This window comes from Glaciecola petra, assembly GCF_031846345.1.
Taxonomy (GTDB): domain Bacteria; phylum Pseudomonadota; class Gammaproteobacteria; order Enterobacterales; family Alteromonadaceae; genus Glaciecola; species Glaciecola petra.
In genome coordinates this window covers 36,095-59,481 of record NZ_JAVRHX010000004.1, presented here as the reverse complement: position 1 = coordinate 59,481, position 23,387 = coordinate 36,095, and the positions used below count along the sequence as shown (strand labels likewise).

Here is a 23,387-nt window from a genome sequence, read left to right as displayed (position 1 = left end):
GCTGAAATATGCATCATTTGTCGCAATTTGGCTCACAAAACGGTAATATCCGCCGTGTTTAAAAATCGCCTTCTTTGTTAGGCTTAACGATCTTGTAGGTAACCCGTTTTATATGCAGCTTAAAAATATTCGTAATTTCAGCATTATTGCCCATATCGACCACGGTAAGTCGACCTTGTCTGACCGCTTGATTCAAGAGTGTGGGGGCTTAACCAATCGCGAAATGGCTGAGCAAGTGCTGGATTCTATGGACATTGAAAGAGAGCGTGGGATCACGATAAAGGCACAAAGCGTAACCTTATACTATCCTGCAAACGACGGCGAAACCTATCAATTAAATTTTATAGATACGCCTGGCCATGTCGATTTTACTTATGAGGTGTCGCGGTCTCTAGCGGCGTGTGAAGGTGCTTTATTGGTTGTGGATGCTGGGCAAGGGGTCGAAGCACAAACCCTCGCGAATTGTTACACCGCTATTGATTTAGATATGGAAGTTGTGCCTATCTTAAACAAAATTGACCTTCCACAAGCAGAACCCGACCGTGTAGCGGAAGAAATAGAAGACATCGTTGGCATTGATGCTATAGAAGCAGTGCGGTGTTCAGCAAAAACTGGCGTAGGCATTCACGATGTTCTTGAAGAAATCGTGAAAAGAGTACCACCCCCGCAAGGTAATGCTGAAGCGCCGCTAGAAGCGCTAATTATCGATTCTTGGTTTGATAACTATCAGGGTGTTGTATCTTTGGTCCGTATAATTAATGGCGAACTGCACGCAAAAGACAAAATAAAGATAATGTCTACACACGGTATACATCAAGCGGATAAGATAGGGATATTTACACCTAAGCAAACTGAAATGCCGGTATTACGAACCGGTGAAGTAGGTTTTATTATTGCTGGTATTAAAGAAATTCATGGCGCGCCGGTGGGCGACACAATTACCTTGGCGAAAAACCCTACGGCTAATGCTTTACCAGGGTTTAAGAAAATTAAGCCCCAAGTCTATGCTGGTTTGTTCCCGGTCAGTTCAGATGACTACGAAGACTTCAGGGACGCACTTGCAAAATTAAGTCTAAACGACGCGTCATTATTTTATGAGCCAGAAAGCTCTAGTGCGCTTGGTTTTGGGTTTCGTATTGGCTTTTTAGGCATGTTGCACATGGAAATTATCCAAGAGCGACTCGAGCGTGAATATGACCTAGATTTAATTACTACCGCTCCTACTGTTGTTTATGAAGTGAAAACCACGAGAGGCGAACTATTAAAAGTTGATAATCCATCAAAATTACCTCCTATAAATGACATTGAAGAAATACGTGAACCTATTGTCACTGCTAACATCCTGGTTCCTCAAGATTACCTAGGTAATGTGATTACCTTGTGCGTCGAAAAACGAGGCATGCAAACTAGCATGGTTTATCATGGTAAACAGGTCGCGATTACATACGACTTACCAATGGCAGAAGTTGTGCTAGACTTTTTTGACAGGCTAAAATCAACAAGTCGTGGGTTTGCGTCTCTTGACTACAATTTTACGCGGTTTCAGCATGCTGATATGGTGCGTTTAGATATTCTAATAAACAGCGAGCGAGTTGATGCACTTGCTATAATCACTCATAAAGATAATGCGCCGTATCGAGGCCGTGATTTGGTTGAAAAACTACGAGAAATAATCCCTCGACAAATGTTTGATATTGCCATTCAAGCAGCTATTGGTAACCATGTCATAGCGCGCAGTACAGTAAAGCAACTCCGTAAAAACGTAATTGCTAAATGTTATGGTGGCGATATTAGTCGAAAGAAAAAACTTTTACAGAAACAGAAAGAAGGTAAAAAACGTATGAAACAAGTAGGCAATGTTGAATTGCCACAAGATGCGTTTTTAGCCATCTTAAAGGTAGATAATTAATGGCCAATTATTTTTCAATATTTTTAGTCGTCATCAGTGCGGTCACGGGTTTAGTTTGGCTTGGATATGCGCTTTTTTTCGCACCCAAAAAACACGCTAGCGGGGCCGATGCTGCTGATAATGTAAGTAAATCAATTACAGTCACTGCAGAAGAAGCTAGATTACAGATGCCGGCTGCAGTCGATTTTTGTAAACAGATGTTCCCTATATTTTTTGGTGTAATGGTGTTCAGATCGTTCATATATGAACCATTCCAAATACCCTCGGGATCAATGTTTCCAACGCTACTGGTAGGAGACTTTCTATTAGTAGAAAAATTTTCATATAGTATAAAGGATCCCGTTGCGCGGAAAGAAATATTCAAAACTGGCGATATTGAACGTGGTGATGTAGTGGTATTTAAATATCCATTCGATACTAACGTTGATTATATTAAGCGTGTTGTGGGTTTGCCCGGCGATACGATTACTTATCGTAATAAAACTATTTATATCAAACCTGCTTGTTCCCAATCAGATGAATGTCCGGAAGCATTTATTGCTATACAAGAATTTGTCGGTAGAAGTGACGCTGAAATACATGGCGACGCTGTTAATATGTACACTGAGCAACTGGGTGATGTAGAGCATAAAATATTGAGGAACCCCAATCGAGGTTCTACATCTGGTCAATTCGTAGTGCCGCAAGGTGAATATTTTGTGATGGGTGATAATCGTGATAATTCTCAAGATGGGCGTGCCTGGGGGTATGTTCCTGAAGAAAATATGGTAGGAAAAGCCGTATTCATTTGGATGAGTTTTAAGTTTGAACGTAAAGAGGAAGACTTTTTACCTACCTTTATCCCAACGGGTGTGCGCTTTGACCGTATTGGTGGCATAGAGTAAATATTGAGGTAAACCTGATGGTGAAGCCGTTTTTGCATAAGTCGACCACAAAGCTTATCAAGCATATACAGTACGATTTTAAGAATGCTAGTTTGTTGGAGCAGGCCCTCACACATCGAAGTGCAGCAAAAATGCACAATGAGCGACTAGAATTTTTAGGTGACGCAGTACTCGGATTAGCAATTGCAGAGCGCGTTTATGCAAAATTTCCAGACTTGCCAGAGGGCAAACTAACGCGCATGCGAGCCAATTTGGTAAAAGGCGCGACCTTGGCCGAAATTGCGAGAGAATTGTCTTTAGGGGAGTTGATCAAACTAGGTCCTGGAGAGTTAAAAAGTGGTGGTCAACGACGCGATTCCATACTAGCGGATGCTGTTGAAGCTATTTTAGGTGCCGTTTATTTAGATGCAAACTTAGATGCTGTATATAAGGTTATTGATATCCTGTTTTCTGAACGTTTAAAGGCCCTTGATCCTAATCTACAAATTAAAGACAACAAAACACGTTTGCAAGAATACTTACAATCACGACAAATAGACTTACCTGAATATGAAGTGGTTAATATAAGCGGCAAAGACCATTCACAGACATTTACTGTCGAATGCAGAATAAAGAAACTCGCGCTCTTACAGAAAGGTGTGGGCAGAAGTCGACGCATCGCAGAACAGGAAGCGGCGAAACTAATCTTAGAGAATTTATAATATGAGTGAAAATTATTGCGGCATGGTAGCGATAGTAGGGCGTCCCAATGTCGGCAAATCCACTATTCTCAATCGTATTCTGGGCCAAAAGGTTAGCATTACTTCACGCAAACCACAGACTACACGCCATCGTATTATGGGCATTGATAGTATTGATAATAAACAAGCTATTTATGTTGATACACCGGGCTTACATGGTGATGAACAGCGCGCAATAAATCGTTTGATGAATAGAGCAGCATCAAGTTCTTTTGCTGACGTGTCTTTAGTGTTATTTGTCATTGAAGGTACGCGCTGGACAAGTGACGATGATCTTGTCTTAGCAAAAGTAAAACAGTCAGGCTTGCCTTGTTGGTTGGTGGTCAATAAAATCGATAAAGTACCTGATCAATCAGAACTCTTAGATACACTTAATGAACTAAGTAAGAAGCATGCTTTTGTGCATATTATGCCAATATCCGCAAAACAAGGTAAGCAGGTTGAATACTTAAGGCAGCGTGTTTTTGAACAACTTCCCAAAAGCGAGTTTTATTTTCCAGAAGATTATGTGACCGATCGTTCAAGCCGTTTTATGGCCGCTGAAATTATTCGGGAAAAATTAATGCGTTTTACTGGCGACGAATTGCCTTATTCAGTTACCGTTGAAATTGAACAGTTTACGACTACCGAATCGGGTGTTTTTCATATACATGGTTTGATTCTGGTAGAAAGAGCCAGCCAAAAGCCTATGATAATTGGCAAAAAAGGTGCTCATTTGAAAACAATGGGGGCTGAAGCAAGAAAAGACATGGAAAACCTTTTTGATAACAAAGTCTTTTTGGAGTTGTGGGTAAAAGTGAAATCGGGATGGGCTGACGATGAGAGAGCACTGCGGTCCTTAGGATACGAAGAAGATTATCGCGGGTAAAGCATATGAAACCACTACATGATTTGCGCAAAGAGTATAAAAAAGGCAATTTAAATCGTGAAGCCTTAACAGAAAACCCTTTGGATCTTTTTAAAATATGGATGCAAGAGGCGATAGATTCACAATTACCTGATCCAAATGCAATGACCGTTGCAACCGTTGATAAAAGTGGTCAACCAAGCCAGCGCATAGTGTTACTAAAAGACTTAAAAGATGAGGGGTTTATCTTTTATACCAATTTAGGTAGCCGTAAAGCGGCTGATATAGCTGAGAACCCTCGTATTAGTTTGCATTTCCCATGGTATTTTTTAGAGCGTCAAGTTCGCGTAAGTGGCGTTGCTGAACCGCTTTCCCGAAAAACAGTCGCCGCCTACTTTTTATCCAGACCTAAAGAAAGTCAATTGGGTGCGTGGGCTTCTCAACAAAGTACCCCTATTTCTACTAAACAGTTGTTGCTTACTCAATACCAACAAATGAAAGCCAAATTTTCCAGTGGGGAAATCCCTTTACCAGATTTTTGGGGGGGATATTTAGTAAAACCTCATCAGATAGAATTTTGGCAAGGAGGCGAACACCGTCTTCACGACCGCTTTGAATACAATAAGAATGACAGTAATTGGACGAGCACGCGCTTGATGCCCTAACGATAAACATTTGTATGACTCGGTCATTGTGTCAAGAAGATGTCAAACATGTATTAGGAGGAAGGTTTGATTGATAGTCACTGTCATATCGACTTGCCGGACTTTGATGCAGACCGAGCAGATGTATTACATGCTTGTAAAATCGCTAATATTGAAAAATTGTTAGTGCCAGGGTTATCAATAGAGCAGTTTTCTTTGTTAATTAAGTTATCATCAAACTACCCACAACAAATTGATATTGCTTTAGGTTGTCATCCTTATTTTTTAACAGCATTGAGTCATGAGAATGCTGAAGTCTTAAAAAGTAACTTGTTTGAATTGGGCCTCACATATAAGGATAAGATTGTGGCGGTCGGTGAATGCGGCTTAGACGGAAGTTTGGCGCTATCTATGGCATACCAAGAAAAAATATTGGCATGGCATATTGATCTAGCGTCAAATATTAAAAAGCCACTTGTTTTGCATCATCGCCAATCTCACAATCAATTAATTCGCCTGCTCAAACTAAAGCGTTATACTTTAGGTGGAGTAATACACGCTTTTAGTGGTAGTGAAAATATAGCCAAGACTTATGTAGATATGGGATTTAAACTCGGTGTTGGTGGTACTATCACTTATCCTCGCGCAGAAAAAACCATTGCGACAATTAAAAAGCTCTCTTTAGAACATTTATTAATTGAGACTGATTCACCAGACATGCCTATAAAAGGGTTCCAGGGCCAACGAAACAGCCCCTTGCAGACTATTGCCGTTGCCAAGGCATTGGCTCAGTTAAAAGGCATCAGTGTAGAAGAAGTAGAAAAACAAAGCACAGAAAATTACTATCGCCTTTTTTCAAAAACAACATAGGATTTACCTTAGCTTAAATTATCGCTTCGATTAGCGATCCGGAAGTTCTCGCGAGCTTTATAAAACAAACGAATAATTAAGCCTGACACAATAATGGTTAACACAATAATCAATAGACTTTGCTGTAACTGATTTTGGTTAAATAATTGATGATGTTCAGTGATGGCTTGTTTATCTAAGATCAATTTTATATAGCCAATAATTTCGCCATTGAACACAATGTCTTCGACAAATACTAGCGGTTCTACATCTTTTTGACGAACTAACTCAACAACCGAAAGCGGATCTTGTTGCTGGGCATACTTGATTCCCATTTGATCAAACATAACAGCACCTTTTACAAAATTACCTTGATTGATGAGTTCAATATATTCTGACAAAAGAGCTTGGTTGTTATTAGCAAGAGGTGCGGCAAGCAGCTTAGACGCTTGTACCGTCAGACTTCGTCCTAATTGCTCAGATTCCACTTGGTACCATTGCTGCGCATTGTTTACATGCATAAGGTACAAATTAATCGCGACCACAACAGACAAAACAATAAGGATTAAGGTTGAAATCCTTTTAAATATTGAATAATTGTGTGTCTGCTCCAAAATAATTCCATTTTGTTTAGTTGCTGATGGCTCCATGACATTAGAATAAAAAGCAGTTCTTGCCAAGTCTTAGTTTACAATGATTGATAAATGGAGAGGTTAAAGTATCATATTGATCGATTTTTCAATTGCTTATTTACTTTTTTACCGGAGTTGCTTTGACTATTGCTGCCTTATTCTCTGAACCTTCTGCCAGTGTATCTATTGATACTTGTAATCGAATTTTGACTGACACTGGGGGCATAATTTTTTATGGTCAAAACCTCAAGCAACGAGATACGCTTAATGCCATTCAAGATTTATCCAAAGAGGCAGTATCTGGCACTCAACATCAGCAAAAATTCAATAATCAATTTGTTATTGTTGGCCAAGCCATTAATTTATTTACTATTGAAAAAATAGTAAGTGTTTATTTTAGCTCGGCAACAAAAATTATAGTAAGCCCACACCCTTTGCATCAAAAGTTGGGGCGTCAGGCTTTCATAATTGAGCTCTTTGCAGATGATAAAACAAGTAAGTTACTGTTGAACAAAGATGTACTAGAGACTATCTCGCAGGCTTTCTATATTGATTGTTTTAAAGTCAGTGATGTATCGTTATTAACGCAAGGTCTGCTGGTCATGGATATGGATTCGACCATTATCAATATGGAATGTATTGACGAAATCGCGACTTTGGTTGGGGTAGGTGATAAAGTCGCAGCATTGACCGAACGTGCTATGCAAGGCGAATTAGATTTTAATCAAAGCCTGTTAGCTCGTGTATCCTGTCTTAAAGGCATTAGTGTTGAAGAGTTAGAAAAGCTGAAATCAAGACTGCCAATTAACCCTGGGTTTGCAATGACCATAGCCATTTTACAAGACCATGGCTGGAAGACATGTATTGCGTCAGGAGGCTTTACCTATTTTGCCAATTACCTAAAAAATACCTTTGCGTTGACTGCCGCATATAGCAATGAACTAGGCATTGATAAACAACACTTAAGTGGTGAAGTAGAGGGTGACATTCTAAATGCAGAAACAAAAAGAAATATTTTGTTGACTGAAAAAGACAAAGCACAAATTGCGGATACGCAAACAATCGCTATTGGTGACGGTGCGAATGATTTGGCGATGATGCAGGCTGCTAGCCTAGGCGTTGCATACAAAGCGAAGGCAAAAGTAAAGGAACAAGCTGATGCTAATATTAACTTCTGCGGCTTTGAAGGTTTGCTGTATTGTCTACAACAATGAAAAAGGCCGCCTTGTAAAGGGGTTATCGAGTGCTAATAAATTGCTTTACGTGACATTAAATGTTTTTATCGGTTATATTAAGTAACTTAAGTGTAAACTTGGAGTAATGACATGAAGCTCATTGCATCAGTAAAACAAGAGTTAGACGACATTATTCAAAATGTTGTTCATGCGTGCAATGTTGATGCTGCAGTTATTTATTTGTCAAAGAATGAAGGTTTCCATTTATTCGGTAGTATGGGCTTTGGGGACAGCATTGATCCTAAAAGTAACATTTCTGCCTTGGCTTTTTTTGAAGAGTTTTTTGATAAAGAACAAAGCATTTTTGTTGTAGAGGATGTAAAAAACCATCCTCAACTTTCTCCCTCTCCACTTTTTTTGCAACAACATGACGCAGGCTTTTTTGCAGGTATTTGCCTTCGTGCGGACACTGAAGATATGCTTGGTTTGCTATGTATTTTTAGCAAACAGCCTAAAACGCTTTCGGCTGTTGAACGCACCTTATTCGGTTATTTTGCAAAGAATGCTGAACAGGGACTACGTGTAGATAATTTATATAAAGCCCAAGAACATCTGTTATCTGCGGAATTAGTGTCTAAAAACGAAAGCAGTTTTAGAGTGTTGTGTGAAATGTTACCACTAGGTATTTTTTCTACCGATGGCGATGGTAAATGCACATATACCAATCCAAAATGGCGCGAAATATGCGGATTAACGCTTGAAGAAAGTTTGGGTGATGGTTGGCAAGAAAGCCTTCATCCGGAAGACAAGGAACACATATTTAATACATGGCAACGCCAGACAGACTCAAAGGAAGAGTTTGGCTATGAATTTAAAATGATACATAAAAATGGGATCATTCGAAACGTATATGCGTTTGCGAAACCTGTTGCGAATGAGCATGGCGAGATTATAGGTTACATGGGAACAGTTCAAGACATCACTGCCCAAAAAGCCCGACACCATGACGACAATATTCTATTAGATACGCTCAAAAACGAATTTATAGTATCGATTACTGATACTTCGGGCAACATTCTAGAAGTTAATGATGCTTTTTGCGACATTAGTCAGTATTCATCAGAAGAATTAATAGGCAGCAATCATCGAATTATTAATTCTGGCACCCATTCAAAAGCATTTTTTAAAGACCTATGGCAAACCCTTAAGAATAAAACTACTTGGCATGGTGAAATTTGTAATCGCGCCAAAGATGGCTCGCTTTATTGGGTAGACAGCGTAATTACTCCGCTAGTCGACACTAATGGAGAAATAAACCGATATGTCTCTATAAGAAGCGATATTTCGGAAAAGAAAAAGCAACAACTAGAGCTACGCAAAAGCCAGACCTTACTCGATAGGACAGGAAAATTGGCGGGTGTGGGCGGTTGGGAAGTCGACTTAAAAGATCAAACTGTTTATTGGTCTGATGAAACGAGGAAAATTCACGGTGTTGATGATACGTATCAACCCACACTTGAAGAAGCTATTAATTTCTATGCGCCAGAGGCAAGACCAATAATTGCGAAAGCGGTAGAGAACGCTGTGATAACTGGAGATAACTGGGACTTTGAGCTGCCTTTTATCCAAAAAGATGGCACGCACATATGGGTACGTGCAGCCGGTTCAGTAGTGCATGAAAATGGTGAAGCGATAAAACTAATTGGCGCATTCCAAAATGTTACCGAGCGGGTTTTACAAAATCGAGAAATCGATGTCGCACGCGCGAGATTTGAACTTGCCACTGATAGTGGCAAAATTGGTGTGTGGGAATTTGATATAAGTACAGGATCGCTTAAATGGGACAAGTGGATGTATCGACTATACGGCCTTGAATCAAGGGCGCAAAACGAGTCCTACGAGTTTTGGACGTCTTTTTTACATCCTGATGATAAGCAAAAAACCGAGACGCTAGTCGCAGATGCAATAGAGAATATAGCGCAATATGATACCGAATTTAGAATAGTCTGGAACGATAACAGCATTCATCATATTCGCGCGACGGCAAGAGTTACCCGCGATGAACATGGTAGGCCCTTAAAAATGATTGGGGCAAACTGGGATGTTACGGACTTAACGGAAATTACCCAGAAATTATCATTACAACGAGAATTACTAGAGGTCACGTTAGAGTCAATTGGCGATGCAGTCATAACAACTGACGCACAAGGCAACACAACTTGGCTCAATCCAATTGCCCAGCAGTTAACAGGGTGGTCTAATAAAGACGCAATCGGCAGGGACTTAGGGCATATTTTTCATATCGTCAACGAAGACACACGCTTGCGTACTGAAAATCCAGTAGAAACATGCTTAGAACAAGGACGAATAGTTGGCCTTGCCAATCACACTATCTTGATTTCTCGGGATGGAAAAGAATACGGTATTGAAGACTCAGCAGCCCCTATACGCAGTGCTAGTGGCGAAATATTAGGCGCAGTATTGGTGTTTCATGATGTCACTGAACAAAGACGGCTAAGCAATGAAATAAGTTATCAAGCAACTCATGATTCTTTGACCGGCTTGGTCAATCGCTTAGAATTTGAAACTAGGTTGCGGCGTTTGCTGCAGAAGCCCAAAAGCGATAATACTTCACATGCATTGTTATATATTGATTTAGACCAATTTAAAATAATCAACGATACCTGTGGACATTCAGTAGGCGATAAAGCGCTACAACAGATCAGTGATTTACTCAAACAGATAATTCGTGACCGCGATACGGTAGCGCGTTTAGGCGGAGACGAGTTTGGTGTGATTTTAGAGCATTGCTCTGTAAAACAAGCAATAAGAGTAAGCGAAGCAATATGTCAGCAAATGGATGAATTCAGATTTATTCATGATAATCGTCGGTTTCGTATCGGCACCAGTATAGGTTTGGTGTCAATTGATGAACGTTGGACGACCACTTCATCTATTTTACAAGCTGCAGATAAATCATGCTATGCGGCCAAAGAAGCTGGTCGCAATCGCGTACACATCTGGTCTGAATCAGATTTAGCCATGCGCACTCGTCAAGGGGAGATGCAATGGACCACACGTATTGAAAATGCCTTGGATGAAAACCGTTTTATACTATATGCACAACGTTTGACAAATTTAGACAGTGACTCAGAAGGTATCCATGCCGAAATATTGGTGAGACTACAAGGTGAGGATGGAAGTACAATCCTTCCTGGCGCATTTTTCCCTGCTGCTGAACGCTTTCATCTAGCAAGTAGGATAGACAGATGGGTATTAAAAAATGCGATAAAGTGGCTAGATGAAAGACCCACAGAGTTATTCCAACGTATTGACTTGTTATGCATAAATCTATCTGGACAGTCAGTAGGAGATCGAGCATTTCATAAGTATGCCTATGAAATCTTTAATGGGCTCAGCGCTCAAACATGCACTAAAATTTGTTTGGAGATTACTGAAACGGCAGCAATTACCAACCTCACTGATGCTTCATTATTTGTCGAACAAGTGAGCAATTTAGGGGTGAGAGTAGCCCTTGATGACTTTGGTGCAGGTGCTTCTTCTTTTGACTATTTGAAAAAGCTACCGGTGGATATTCTTAAAATCGATGGTCACTTTATTCAAGATTTAATCGATGACCCCCTAGATGAAGCGGCCGTGCGCTGTTTTGTTGAGGTTGCTAACATAATGAATTTAAAAACGGTGGCCGAATTTGTGGATTCACCGGAGATTTTAAATAGAGTTAAGCAACTGGGTATTGATTACGCGCAAGGGTTTTTATCGCATAAGCCAGAGCCAGTCGACTTGGCAATAAAACTTTGATGGTAAAAATTAGAAGCATCTTCTGATTGCTTGAGTGACCTATAGAATTAGCACATCACACCCGTTAATCAAGCCCAACGCCCAAGCTTACTTTGAGCGTATTTTGCAGCCAATCAAAGCGTAATAAAAGATAAACAAATAGCAAGGTAACATCATCCAATATGCAGACTGGCCGCCAAGCCAGCCAGATAATGCACCATACACTAATGGTAAAATAGCACCCCCGGCAATACCCATAATTAATATTGCCGAGCCTTTTGCAGTTAAATCTCCTAAACCTTTAAGGGCGAGGGGCCAAACCGCAGGCCATACGATTGCATTTGCAAAGCCCAGTAGCGCGATAAATGCAATAGTGTTTGGCACCTTTGCAAAACCAAGCCATCCCCACAATATTTCAGAAATAAAAGTGTTGCTCGTAGATGAATATACAATGGCAATAGACAGAATCATTCCTAAAATGGCTGAACCAAGCAGAGCGTTACGCTCAGTCATAATTCTGGGGATTAGTATGAGCCCAAGCACATAACCCAATACCATAAACGCCATCGTGAATGATGTTAAAGAGGTCGCATTGATTACGCCTAAATTTGAACCAAACAAACCAATAGTATCGCCGGCAATGACTTCTACGCCAACATAGACAAATAATGTAGCGGCACCCAACAACAAGTGCGGATAGTCTTTGATAGATTTACTAGAAGTAGAATTTACCGTATGGTTTTCTTCTAGTTGATAAGCGCTTAGTTCAGGAAGTTTTGACTTAAGCATACCAAGGGCAAGAACGGCTAAAGCAATCGCCATCCATAAATAAGGAAATATTAACCCATCTGCAAGCGCACTCACTTTAACTTCGCGTTCGGCTGTTGATAATAAATCAACAGATTTTGCGTTGACATCAGCAAAATCTCCGAGCACCAGTACAGTGAATATCATGGGGGCAAAAACACCTGCCATCTTGTTTAGTATACCCATAATAGAAATACGGACTGCGGCTGTTTCTTCTGGTCCAATTTTCACGATATAGGGATTAGAAGCGGTTTGTAGAAGAGTTAAACCAGTGCCCAGTACAAATTGAGCAAATAAAAACATAGCAAACGACTGCAATTGTGCGGCGGGAATAAACAATAAACATCCAAGCGATATCATACCAAGCCCTAATGCCATTGCCTTTTTGTAGCCAGTCTTATCAAGTAAACTCGCCATCGGCAAGGCCATTACAACATAAGCAAAATAAAACGTGGAGGCAATTAAAATCGCTTGCATCTCATTGAGGTCGCACACAATTTGTAAAAAGGGAACTAAAGCCCCATTTAACCAAGTAATAAAGCCAAATATAAAAAATAGACCACCAATAATTACCATAGGGAGTAGGCTACTTTGTGGCTTAATAGTGTTTTGCATTTATTGCTCCTCTCCAGCTATCCAAGTGCCTTGGTGGGCTAATTCTGCATTCAGTAACACAAAATCGGCTCTTTTACCGATAGATAGTGAGCCACGGTTTTTTAAGTTCATCAGCTCAGCAGGGTGTAAACTTGCCATATTAAGTATATTGGTTAACGCAGTATTATCTTGATTGTTAAGGCTGTTAAGGCTGTTATGGCCCAAAAATTTCGTCATGTTTTGCACAGAATTTGCCATACTAATGCACGAACCTGCAATACTGCCATCAGCCAAGCTTAAGCGATTATTTTGTTTGCTGATTACATTGTCTACCCAAGATATGCTTGTTATATCACTACCTACATGCGCCATTGCATCAGTGACTAAAATTAAACGTTTATCGCCCAAACATTTGTATGCTAATTGACAATTATATGGGTGAACATGATGGCCATCAGCAATCAATCCCGCATATACGTTAGTGTTGCCGAGCGCTGCCGCAATCATACCCGGTTCGCGAGCTTTTAAGCCACTCATTGCATTGAACAAATGTGTAAAGCATTTTGCCCCAGCTTCTATTGCTGCTAATACAGTATCTATATCAGCAGATGAATGCCCTAAAGAAACAGTAACGCCCTGATTAACAAGCTCTTTTATTACATCAAGTGGCACATTTTCTGGCGCTAGTGTAACTAGAACCTTGCCAATGTCTTTACGTGTAATCGTCGCTAAATCTGCGTCGCTGACCGGTCGAATATGTTTTTCACTATGAATGCCTTTTTTAATGATGCTCAAATGCGGCCCTTCAAAATGGATACCCACAATACCTTCAGCATTGTGTTGAATCGCCTGATAAATAGCCTCTGCAGCAGCGTGCATTTTCTTATGGTTATCGGTAATCAGCGTAGGTAACATTGCAGTAGTACCAAACTGTGCATGTGCTGCCATAATGGTATGCAGGGCTTTTGGAGTTTGTATGTCGTTAAACATAATACCGCCACCACCATTCACTTGAATGTCGATAAAACCACTAGTAACTAGTCCATTTAGCTTAACATCTGCATCTTCTGCTTTTCCTGCTTGTATGTCTACAATAATGCCATTGTCAACGCTCATCAAAACACTTTGTGTTATGTTATTACCATCAAAAAAATGGTCACTGTAGTAAGTTTGCATATTCTAACTTTTTTACCTTTTGTGCGCGTTTTTATCGCTTTTTGCGCGAAGATTATTGTAATTTTTGTATTCGACTACTGATATTGGTACTACCTATTCGTGCACGTATTTCAATGCCATGCGCGTGGTCAACGGGTACAGGCTTATCATAGCGCTGCCAGTCACTGTCTTCCAGCCTATACTCAAGTATTAAGCCTGTAAATGCAGATTGCATAATTAATGTGTTGTTTTGCATATTTGCACCTGGCAAGGGCACTCGCGGTATGACTCCATCGCGAACAAGTTGCGCAAGTGTTTTAGTTGTTAGCAATTGCGTAAACGCCTTCCAGTCAGACGCTATAGCAGTTTTTTGGTCCTTATCTATTTGGTTAGTATTTACCGAATAATCTTTATCGCCTTGGTATTTTTCAGCCCAAGTTGGCGTATGCCATGCGCGTTCTGCAAGTGCTAATAAACGAGGGTAAAGCATGTAATTTGCCTGTGCATCAGTTCGCACAGTTTCACCCCAAAGTTGACCTTGTATACCTGTAATGTCTCGTTTTTTAGTTACCTTAGCATTTGCTGAATACGGCCGTTCAAAATTATCTGACCAGAGCTCTGCATGTGCGGGTAAGTTAAATGGCATAAATTGAAAAACTTGATAAGTATCGGTATATCTTGAACCCCAATAGTATCCGGGCTCAATCGGATCAGCCTCATATGGAAAGTCAAAATACAACACATCAGGGGTAGATAATACTACTTGCCAGCCTCTGTTTAGCTTCTCGTGAGCCTTGGAGTGCCCGCCTGAATAGAGCGTCTCCCAGGCATTTGCCTGTATGTTGCTTGGCAAATTGTGTGGATTGGTCGACGATAAACCATCGCTCCATGCTGCGGGTGTTATGCCTAAATTGGATACTATATTTGTTACCCGTTCAATAAAATAAGGGCCTAATTCAGATACCTCACTCATATTTTTGTGCTTAGCAATAAAGCGAGCGCATGCGGGAGAATTTTGCCATGCTCCAGCGGTCTCATCAGCGCCCAAATGATAACGCTTTAGAGGCACGCCTGCTGTGTGGTGTATGGCGATAAGATTATTAAGTACTTCCTCAATAAATCGATATGTCGAAGGCAAGCATGGATTTAAGGTATTGTCGTTGTAATGTTGAATTGAACGATATCGACTCTGGTCTTCAAATTCAGTGAGCAAAAACTGCGTAGCTTGTTCAGGTTTGTTTTCTTGCATTAAGCGGTAATAACGAGCGCGCATTGAAACAATCGCCGCACGAGAATGCCCTGGCATGTCAAAGGATGGAATGATTTCAACTTGCCTAGCATGCGCATACTTTAAAATTGCTTGATAATCATCAACAGTATAAAACCCACTATTTTGAACGGTATCTTGTGAAACGCCGTCTCCACCAGCTAATTGCGGCAACAAACATTGTGTTTCTCGCTCGTCAAAGCATCTATATCCGCCTATTTCGGTCAGTTCGGGTAAGGACATTATTTGTAAACGCCAACCCTCATCATCCGCTAAATGCAGATGCAGTTTGTTGAGTTTGAAGTAAGACATTTGGTCAATGGTTTGCAAAATAAACGCTTTGCTCCTGAAGTTTCGAGAAACATCAATATGCAAGCCTCTAAATCCCAAGGAAGGACTATCGTTAATAGTACCAATAGGTAAGCTTTGTGAGTCTTTTGAATACAGTTGTGCGAGTGACATAAATGCATAATACAAACCAGCATTATCGGTAAACTTTACAATAATTGAATTGTCGGTAATGGATAAATGATATACCTCGCTTTGCGCATGGTTGATTTGTAAGTTCGCATCTTTCATATCTGGCTCATGTGAGCCTTTAGGTTTGCCAACTAATTGAACTTTTATTCCTTTGTCGTTTAAGGTAATACCATTATTTGATAGCCGCTGAGTGATCGCATGATACAAACTTGCGTTTTGTTTGATTGTGTCAGGCAACGCAATGCCTTCTTTTATATCCAAGCGTATATGCGTCCACGCACTATGTTTTACATTTGGAATAATACGGGGTGAATTGGGTGGTTTATCGTTTAGCGACAATGCGCTTCTGGATGAAAAACGCTCAAGGCGTTCTGTCGCAGTCGCAATAGCTACTGCGTCGTTTGCTCCTCGCTTTAGTTGCTCATTAAGAGTAAACGGTAACACATGCTGATGTTTTGGAATTTGCTGTCCTGGCATTTGTTGGCTTAAGGTGGACGCAATTACCCGAGCGTGAGAATCGTTAGATACTAATAAGTAATTAGGGAATAGAATAGATTCAGAAACAAGCGGGGTAAAGCCAAAAAAGCTTATTTGGTATTCTTTTAGTGGATCATAAGCTTGTTCTGCGGAATTATTTATGGGCCTTATTTCATGCAAATCACCATTAATGTGTCGTATTGTAAAATTCTCACTTTGCACTTTATTAATGGGAGATAGATGGCTAAACAAAATACGCCATTGCTTCGGCATTTGGGTAGCAAGTTTGAGATAGAGGGTGGCTTGATAGCAAGAAGCTGCGCTGTTTGGACAACCAGAGTCCAAATAGTTATGTTGCACGCTTATCTTTATTTGAATATTATTTGCGGCAGCCTCGAGTAATTCAATTCTAGCATCACCTTTCTCAGAATTTGAATATGCCTTTACACATATGCCACCCAAAAGACCGAGGAGTGCCATAGCCTTTATGAAAATAAAGAACAAAAAATAGCAGTGTTGAATACGTCCTTTCATTAACCCTTCCCGCTGATGCTGGGTATTAACATGTTTAATCGTTAATACCGATAGACGATATTTACATAAATAGACGCTTACTTTAAAGCTTAACGTAATTTATAACGGGTGAGTACTTCTTGAGTGATATCGGTTAAAAAGATATTGCCTGCAATATCCCAAAGACGTTCTTCAAAATAGGTCGCTTTGTGCACGGCATGCTGACTTAAGTACAGCAGTTCCTGTTCAATTTTTTCCAGATCGGGTTTAATAGCTTTGTTGATAGTTACGCTAAAAGCTAAAAACTCACCCGCATTTATTGCTTGTTTTATAAAACTTTGACGCGCGCGTTGATGTGGGAACTGATATTGCCATTTTGCTTTTCTTATCCCCATTGCAAACTGGCTTTGCGCGGGAGCGGCAACAAATATTTCAGATTTAATGGGCGTAGGGTCTATTCGCAGTAGCTTAAGCGTTTGATTGACGAAATCATTACCCTCATCAATATCTTGATACAACCACCCTAGATTGACTAAGGCAAGGCTTTTATCATGATGTAAAAATTCCATCCATTTTGTTCTTACCTGCGAAGCACTGGACATGGCCGGCAAGTATCCCTGTACCTTTTTTTCAACATAGGCACAAAATTGAGGACTATTTTTGGAGTGTATATTGCGTAAAGCAATGCTCAGTCCAGACACAGGCTCTTCGTTTTGAATAGCGGTTAATTTGTCTGAATTATGCTCAATTAAATGAGTGAAAAAGTTTTCAGCAACATTATTTTCATCTTCTGCGCTAGCCTGCAAATGCAATACATTTTTATCGATATTAATATGTACCACTTTATATCGCAGATTGTGTAAATCAAAACTATCAGTGATTTTTTGTAGTTTGCTAAAGCTGACATTAACCTTACTGTTTAACCTTTGTGTGATAGCTTCATCTAATTCAATTTTGAGTCCGCTTATTGAGACATCTTCCGTTACCCCTTTCACAAGTTGGTTGTTCGTTTTTATGGTAATGGGTGTGCGCAAAGTATATCGGGTTTGTCGTCTCAATTCTTTTTGCGTATGTCGATATGTTTCTACAAAATGCGGTAGTTTGTTGCGAGCATGGCCAAATTGACTTAATAGTCGTATTTTATGCTTATGTAGCAACTGTGTTTGGTAACAGGCTTGCCCAATGTCATTAGTGATGTCGGTTACACTAACCATGTTAGTAATAAGGTCTATTTTTGATTTCAAACGAGGGCTCAAGGCCTGATTCATGCGGTCAATTCTTTTGTTCACACCATCTGGAATTGAAGTCGGCGAGTAGCCTTGATTTGGCAATACATCACTTACAGTAAGATGATAAACACGCCAACTAACTTTGCGGGCGCCGTAACTTAAAAACGTTGATCTTAATTCACTGCTTTCTGCGAGCTCTTGTTCACTTGCGGAATAAAAATAAACCTTTTCATCTTTGATATGATTAAAGCAATATATCGTCATTTGAGGATAGGCATTGTTATCATTAATCAACCTGTGCAATCGATTTGGATTGAGTAAAAAACCAATCACTTGTTGGCCTTTCTCGTCTTCCCAAAAATCTAATATAGGTTTGTTACAAGTATTCATACTGGCATACTTTGCACAGAATATTTTTTCATCATCCCGGCAAATAAATACGGGTAAAGTAGGCGTGTTGTTGGCAAAACTTTGTTCGTATATTTTGCTGGCCAGGGCCATTTCGACATTATCGAGATTAACTTTATAACGATGTTTATGGACCCTTATTAAGTCTTGCACAAAGTCGTCAAACAAGGGGTTTTTGCTGCCATCTCGATATAAATGAATTTGCGTTTTATGGTGATCGCCACTGACATTCAGGGCTTGATATTCTATCGACTCGCGTGAAAGTCCCAAGTTTTTATCTAAGCCCCGTAAGACAATTTGAAGGGGTTCAAAGGTTTTAAATTTACTTAATTTGTCATTGTCTTTTAGTTTAACGCGTAAGCCATTGACTGAAATATCGAGGGTGCTTGCATGGATACTGCTTTTGTCAGCAAAGAAAATTTCTACCGCAACCACATAATTAAGGCGTTCTTGTTTCCTGACCGGAAAATTTAATAATTCTTGGCAAGGGGTAATATATTTCTCGTCGGGCAAATACATTTCAGTTTTGCTCAAGCCTTTTTTTTGTGATACCAAGTAAGATTGCTTTTCTTTTTCAGCTTCTTTGAGTACGTTTTCGTATACACCAAAGGTATACTCTTCGTATCGTTTGACCAGTTTCTCAAAATGTAAAATTCCGTTAACATTGAGATAATGGTCAATGCCGTGGTGGTGGAATAAGCGGCATTCATCCTTGACTATAGTCCGAAGATCGATTGAGCGGATACAAGGTTTGGCTAAGCGTTTAAGTTCCATTTTGATAAGAAAACGTGTGTCTTGTGGGATCGACTTAGTCCGCTGTTCAAATTCAACGTTGAAATTTGCTTTACTTACCAAAGGTGCTAATGCTTGGATAAGCGCTTCATAGCTTTCTAGTCTATCGGTCATTTGTACTTCTTAGAACAAGAATTAAGACATATGAAATCAAAAACATATTATACTTTCCCATCTTATCGTTATCGGATAAATTAGTCGGTAACTTTAGCGGTTTTGCAGACAAAACACGAACAGGAATTTATTAGCTAAATGGCAAAAACAAAAACAGCTTATGTGTGTAGTGATTGTGGTAGTGAACATCCAAGGTGGCAAGGGCAATGTAACGATTGCAAGGCTTGGAATACTATTTCGGAATTACGCTTGCCAAGCGCTAGTAGTATGCCTTCTGGAAGTCCAGCACGTAGCGGTTTTGCTGGTAACACACAGGCAAAAGTAGAAACGCTTAATGAAATCGATTTAAGTGAATTACCTCGTTTTACTTCGGGGTTTAAAGAACTTGATCGAGTCCTCGGTGGTGGTGTTGTGCCGGGCTCAGCCATTTTAATTGGTGGTTCACCAGGCGCTGGTAAAAGTACCCTTTTATTGCAAGTGATGTGCTATTTAGCGCAACAAAGTACAGCCTTGTACGTCACTGGTGAGGAGTCCTTACAACAGGTCGCTATGCGTGCTAATAGACTTGGTTTACCCAATGATAAACTAAAACTATTATCTGAGACTAACGTAGACACTATTTGCCAACTTGCTTTAACCAACAAACCAACCGTGATGGTAATTGATTCTATTCAGGTTATGCATTTAAGTGATATCCAATCGGCTCCGGGTGGGGTATCACAAGTACGCGAATGCGCTGCTGCGCTTACTCGCTTCGCCAAACAGCATCATATTGCAATGTTCATAGTTGGGCATGTGACTAAAGATGGGAGCTTGGCTGGACCAAAAGTACTTGAGCATTGTATTGATTGTTCGATGATGCTTGAGGGCGAGTCAGATGGGCGGTATCGCACCTTACGCGGCACTAAAAACCGCTTTGGTGCCATCAATGAGCTTGGTGTTTTCGGTATGACCGAAAAAGGCATGAAAGAAGTATCAAACCCTTCTGCAATTTTTTTGAACCGCGCCCAAGACCCTTCTCCTGGGAGCATTGTCATGTCTGTTTGGGAGGGCACAAGACCACTGTTAGTTGAAATACAAGCTTTGGTTGATCATTCACCACTTTCTAATCCTCGTCGCATAGCGGTAGGTTTGGATCACAATAGATTGGCAATGTTGTTGGCTGTTATGCATCGTCATGGCAATATACAGATGAATGATCAAGATGTGTTTGCCAATGTCGTTGGCGGTGTCAAAATAACAGAAACAGGTGCAGATTTAGCCTTGCTTTTAGCGATGCTGTCTAGTTTCAGAAATCTTATTTTACCGCAAGGTTTGTTAGCTTTTGGTGAGGTTGGTTTGTCGGGTGAAATTCGGCCTGTTCCAAATGGAACTGATCGATTAAGCGAAGCCGCTAAACACGGTTTTACACGTGCCATCGTCCCTCGTGCTAACGCGCCTAAGAAGCCTATTGACGGATTGGAGATTGTCCCTGTTGCGAGACTCAATGAGGCATTGGAAGCATTATGAGTATGCAAATAAATGCAGTAGGTATTAGTCATACTGGTAAAGTAAGGCCGAGTAACGAAGATTGTTTTCTTATTAACAAAACAATTGGCTTATGGATTATTGCTGACGGCATGGGGGGGCACGATAATGGCAAAATTGCGAGTAAAATGGCATGTGATATTATTTTGCAACATGTTGAACAAGGACGTGCGATTGAGCAAGCGATTTATGGTGCCCACGCGAGTATTTTGGAATATGCTATTCGCGTCGATACTAAACGGGGTATGGGCACAACGCTTGCGCTAGCAAAATTAGAGGAGACATATTTAGATGTTTGGTGGGTTGGTGATAGCCGAGTATATTTACAAGAAGGAGAAATCCTTAAACAACTCACGCACGATCATTCAAAAATTCAAGAATTGCTTGATCTTAACTTAATTAGCAAAGACCAAGCCATCACCCATCCCCACAGACATATTATAACGCGGTCTTTAGGGATGTCGTCGAGTAAGCCATTTGGCGCTGATCACAAACGTATCGAACTGACTAAACAGTCCAAGGTATTGTTATGCAGTGATGGCTTGAGTAACGAGCTAAATGAGTTAGATATCCAACAAATATTAACTAACCGAAAAAGCCTGCAAGAGCAAGCTGAGCAATTAATACATCTTTCCAATACTAAAGGCGGTAGAGACAATACTTCTGTTATTTTATTGGAACCATCAGGTTAATAACGATAATGCTTCTTTTGACTGAGTATTGTTTGTTCAATATTGTGCTTTCAAATTAATGCAACTAATATCCAAATAGAAGTCACCAAATAGACACCTAAAGTTCCAAACATCCCAATTGGGCGCCCAAAAAACGGGCCGATACCACTTAAGCCGATAAAGTGTAAAATTCTAGCAAGCACGAGTGTGATACCTAAACAGTGCAACAAAATTGCGCTCGCACCCATTAATTCCGCAGTAAGCAATAATATGACGGCCAAAGGCACTGTTTCAATAAAATTAGCATGGCTTCTTATGCGTCTAATCAGGTATTTGTCGGCATTATCGCCAATATCAACCTTATTTTTTATCCGGTACATGCCCACATACATTGTCATTGGCACCAAAATAAGGCCCAATATAGCAATATACATTGGGGTGACGGTTAATAATGTTGTGAAATTCATATCCATTTTTATGACCTTTTATTATTGTAAAATATTATTTCTTTCCTCGAAGCACTGAAAGAACACATGCAACTAAAACAAAACTAAGCGACATCATAAGCGCTAAGGAGATGGTTTGCATTAGCGCCGGGTTTTGTTCTGGTGTAAAGTTGGCGTCGCCAATATAGTATTGCATCATTAGATTCACTAAACTCATACCGACTAAATTACCAATTGTTCTAGACAAATTCATGGAAGCCGAGGCTGCGCCTACCTCATGTTTGTCTACTGCCCCCATAATGGCACTATTATTGGGTGTTGAAAACAAACCAAAGCCTATACCTATTAACAACAAAGCACCACCAATATAAAACGCGCTAGTCGACATATTTATTTGATTGAGTGCGATAAAACCAATTGCCACTATTGCGCAGCCGATGGTGGCAACAATGCGTGGTTCGTAACGGTCAGAGAGTCGACCTGCAAAAGGGGCAATAATAGCCATAGCCAAAGCTTGCATAAGCAAGACTTGTCCAGCCTGGGCAGGATTTAGTTCTCTAATATACTGCAAATAAAGGCTCAATAAGAATAAAATGGCGAAGTTACTACCATACATTAGAAACGACGTAGAAAGCGATAAACTAAAAACACGGCTTTCTTTGAATAGTTGTACCCGAATTAAAGGGTGCTGATGTCGACTTTGATGAAACACAAAGGCTGCTAAGCTGCTAAATGCCAGTAGCAAAAAAACAATACCGCTTGCGTCGGGTAATACACTCACACCATACACAAACGCCGTTGCAAAAGTGGCAAATAATAAAGAACCATTCCAATCAAAATTTGAATGGGCATCGTTTTTCCATTCACCTTTGAGTTGCCATTTGATGAAAAGAATCAAAAACACACCAAAAGGGATTTGGAAATAAAACACTGAGCGCCAACCAAAATATTGAGTTAGGATACCGCCAAGCGCTGGTGCTAGTGTTAAACCAATATATACGCAACTGGCAACAATACCCAAAGCGGCGCCTCTTTTTTTCGGGGTCGTTACAGAGGTAATAATGGCGATTCCTGTGCCAAAAATCATTGCTCCCGCCACTCCTTGGAAAAACCGCCAAAATAAAATCCAATCAATATTGCTTGCAATGCTGCTCATAAACGCTGCCACTATATTGACCGCGAGACCAATACTATATATTCGTTTTCGCCCAAAATTATCGGCAAGTTTAGTGCAAGGCAGCATAAACGCTACGCTGCTTAAGATATAAAGTGTCGGCAGCCAAGCAACTTTTATTGCGCTGGCATTAAGATCGGCAGCCAATGCCGGAATAGCAACATTAACTGATGCCATTCCCATTGGGGCGATAAGGTAACCGGCGCAAACAGCAATCAGTGCCGCAGTGATGGGAGGGATTTTAGGCAAAAA

17 protein-coding genes are annotated in these 23,387 nt (G+C 40.3%); 10 read left to right on the top strand and 7 right to left on the bottom strand.

The genetic code is table 11. The annotated features are described in order from the left end of the window. Positions 1 to 112 precede the first annotated feature (112 nt). The 6 genes from lepA to RM552_RS13170 all read left to right on the top strand — a co-directional run bounded on the left by lepA (position 113) and on the right by RM552_RS13170 (position 5,894). Positions 113 to 1,909 (top strand): translation elongation factor 4, encoded by a 1,797-nt coding sequence (gene lepA / locus RM552_RS13195; protein ID WP_311369335.1) that lies wholly within the window; start codon positions 113 to 115, stop codon positions 1,907 to 1,909. Then, positions 1,909 to 2,793 carry a signal peptidase I gene (gene lepB, locus RM552_RS13190; protein WP_311369334.1) on the top strand — a complete coding sequence of 295 codons (885 nt, stop codon included), beginning with the start codon at positions 1,909 to 1,911 and terminating at the stop codon, positions 2,791 to 2,793. Before lepA ends, lepB begins: the two co-directional genes overlap by 1 nt. Positions 2,794 to 2,810: 17 nt before the next feature. Next, on the top strand, positions 2,811 to 3,494 hold the full coding sequence (gene rnc, locus RM552_RS13185; protein ID WP_311369333.1) for a ribonuclease III: 684 nt from the start codon (positions 2,811 to 2,813) through the stop codon (positions 3,492 to 3,494). Between the two features lies 1 nt (position 3,495). Then, positions 3,496 to 4,401, top strand: a complete 906-nt coding sequence (gene era, locus RM552_RS13180) for a GTPase Era (protein WP_311369332.1) — start codon at positions 3,496 to 3,498, stop codon at positions 4,399 to 4,401. A 5-nt stretch (positions 4,402 to 4,406) separates the two neighbouring features. Beyond that, the gene (gene pdxH, locus RM552_RS13175) at positions 4,407 to 5,045 is read left to right on the top strand and encodes a pyridoxamine 5'-phosphate oxidase (protein ID WP_311369331.1); all 639 of its coding nucleotides are present in this window, start codon (positions 4,407 to 4,409) and stop codon (positions 5,043 to 5,045) included. 66 nt (positions 5,046 to 5,111) lie between these two features. Continuing rightward, positions 5,112 to 5,894 (top strand): TatD family hydrolase, encoded by a 783-nt coding sequence (locus RM552_RS13170; protein ID WP_311369330.1) that lies wholly within the window; start codon positions 5,112 to 5,114, stop codon positions 5,892 to 5,894. A gap of 8 nt (positions 5,895 to 5,902) precedes the next feature. Here RM552_RS13170 and RM552_RS13165 read toward each other — a convergent pair whose 3' ends face one another. Continuing rightward, positions 5,903 to 6,487 (bottom strand): AhpA/YtjB family protein, encoded by a 585-nt coding sequence (locus tag RM552_RS13165; RefSeq protein ID WP_311369329.1) that lies wholly within the window; start codon positions 6,485 to 6,487, stop codon positions 5,903 to 5,905. Between the two features lie 158 nt (positions 6,488 to 6,645). Between RM552_RS13165 and serB the strand changes: the two genes are divergently transcribed. Continuing rightward, positions 6,646 to 7,719 (top strand): phosphoserine phosphatase SerB, encoded by a 1,074-nt coding sequence (serB, locus tag RM552_RS13160; protein WP_311369328.1) that lies wholly within the window; start codon positions 6,646 to 6,648, stop codon positions 7,717 to 7,719. Positions 7,720 to 7,830: 111 nt separating this feature from the next. Beyond that, on the top strand, positions 7,831 to 11,502 hold the full coding sequence (locus RM552_RS13155; RefSeq protein ID WP_311369327.1) for a PAS domain-containing protein: 3,672 nt from the start codon (positions 7,831 to 7,833) through the stop codon (positions 11,500 to 11,502). Positions 11,503 to 11,589: 87 nt separating this feature from the next. Here RM552_RS13155 and RM552_RS13150 read toward each other — a convergent pair whose 3' ends face one another. The 4 genes from RM552_RS13150 to RM552_RS13135 form a co-directional block, all read right to left on the bottom strand. Next, entirely contained in the window at positions 11,590 to 12,903 is a 1,314-nt protein-coding gene (locus RM552_RS13150) for a sugar MFS transporter (RefSeq protein ID WP_311369326.1), read from the bottom strand. Next, positions 12,904 to 14,058, bottom strand: coding sequence for an N-acetylglucosamine-6-phosphate deacetylase (gene nagA, locus RM552_RS13145; protein ID WP_311369325.1), 1,155 nt, complete (start codon positions 14,056 to 14,058; stop codon positions 12,904 to 12,906). Positions 14,059 to 14,110: 52 nt separating this feature from the next. Further along, on the bottom strand, positions 14,111 to 16,795 hold the full coding sequence (locus RM552_RS13140) for a family 20 glycosylhydrolase (protein ID WP_311369324.1): 2,685 nt from the start codon (positions 16,793 to 16,795) through the stop codon (positions 14,111 to 14,113). Between the two features lie 89 nt (positions 16,796 to 16,884). Further along, the gene (locus RM552_RS13135; protein WP_311369323.1) at positions 16,885 to 19,317 is read right to left on the bottom strand and encodes a PilZ domain-containing protein; all 2,433 of its coding nucleotides are present in this window, start codon (positions 19,315 to 19,317) and stop codon (positions 16,885 to 16,887) included. Positions 19,318 to 19,455: 138 nt separating this feature from the next. Here RM552_RS13135 and radA point away from each other — a divergent pair, with 138 nt between their 5' ends. Both radA and RM552_RS13125 read left to right on the top strand, forming a co-directional pair. Next, positions 19,456 to 20,826 (top strand): DNA repair protein RadA, encoded by a 1,371-nt coding sequence (radA, locus tag RM552_RS13130; RefSeq protein ID WP_311369322.1) that lies wholly within the window; start codon positions 19,456 to 19,458, stop codon positions 20,824 to 20,826. Next, a complete protein-coding gene (locus RM552_RS13125; protein ID WP_311369321.1) occupies positions 20,823 to 21,536 on the top strand; it encodes a PP2C family protein-serine/threonine phosphatase in 714 nt (237 codons plus the stop codon). Before radA ends, RM552_RS13125 begins: the two co-directional genes overlap by 4 nt. Before the next feature lie 50 nt (positions 21,537 to 21,586). Here RM552_RS13125 and RM552_RS13120 read toward each other — a convergent pair whose 3' ends face one another. Together RM552_RS13120 and RM552_RS13115 are read right to left on the bottom strand one after the other, a co-directional pair. After that, complete coding sequence (locus RM552_RS13120) at positions 21,587 to 21,988, bottom strand: MAPEG family protein (protein WP_311369320.1); 402 nt, start codon at positions 21,986 to 21,988, stop codon at positions 21,587 to 21,589. Positions 21,989 to 22,016: 28 nt separating this feature from the next. Beyond that, positions 22,017 to 23,384: an MFS transporter gene (locus RM552_RS13115; protein WP_311369319.1), complete on the bottom strand. Its 1,368-nt coding sequence runs from the start codon at positions 23,382 to 23,384 to the stop codon at positions 22,017 to 22,019. Positions 23,385 to 23,387: the final 3 nt, after the last annotated feature.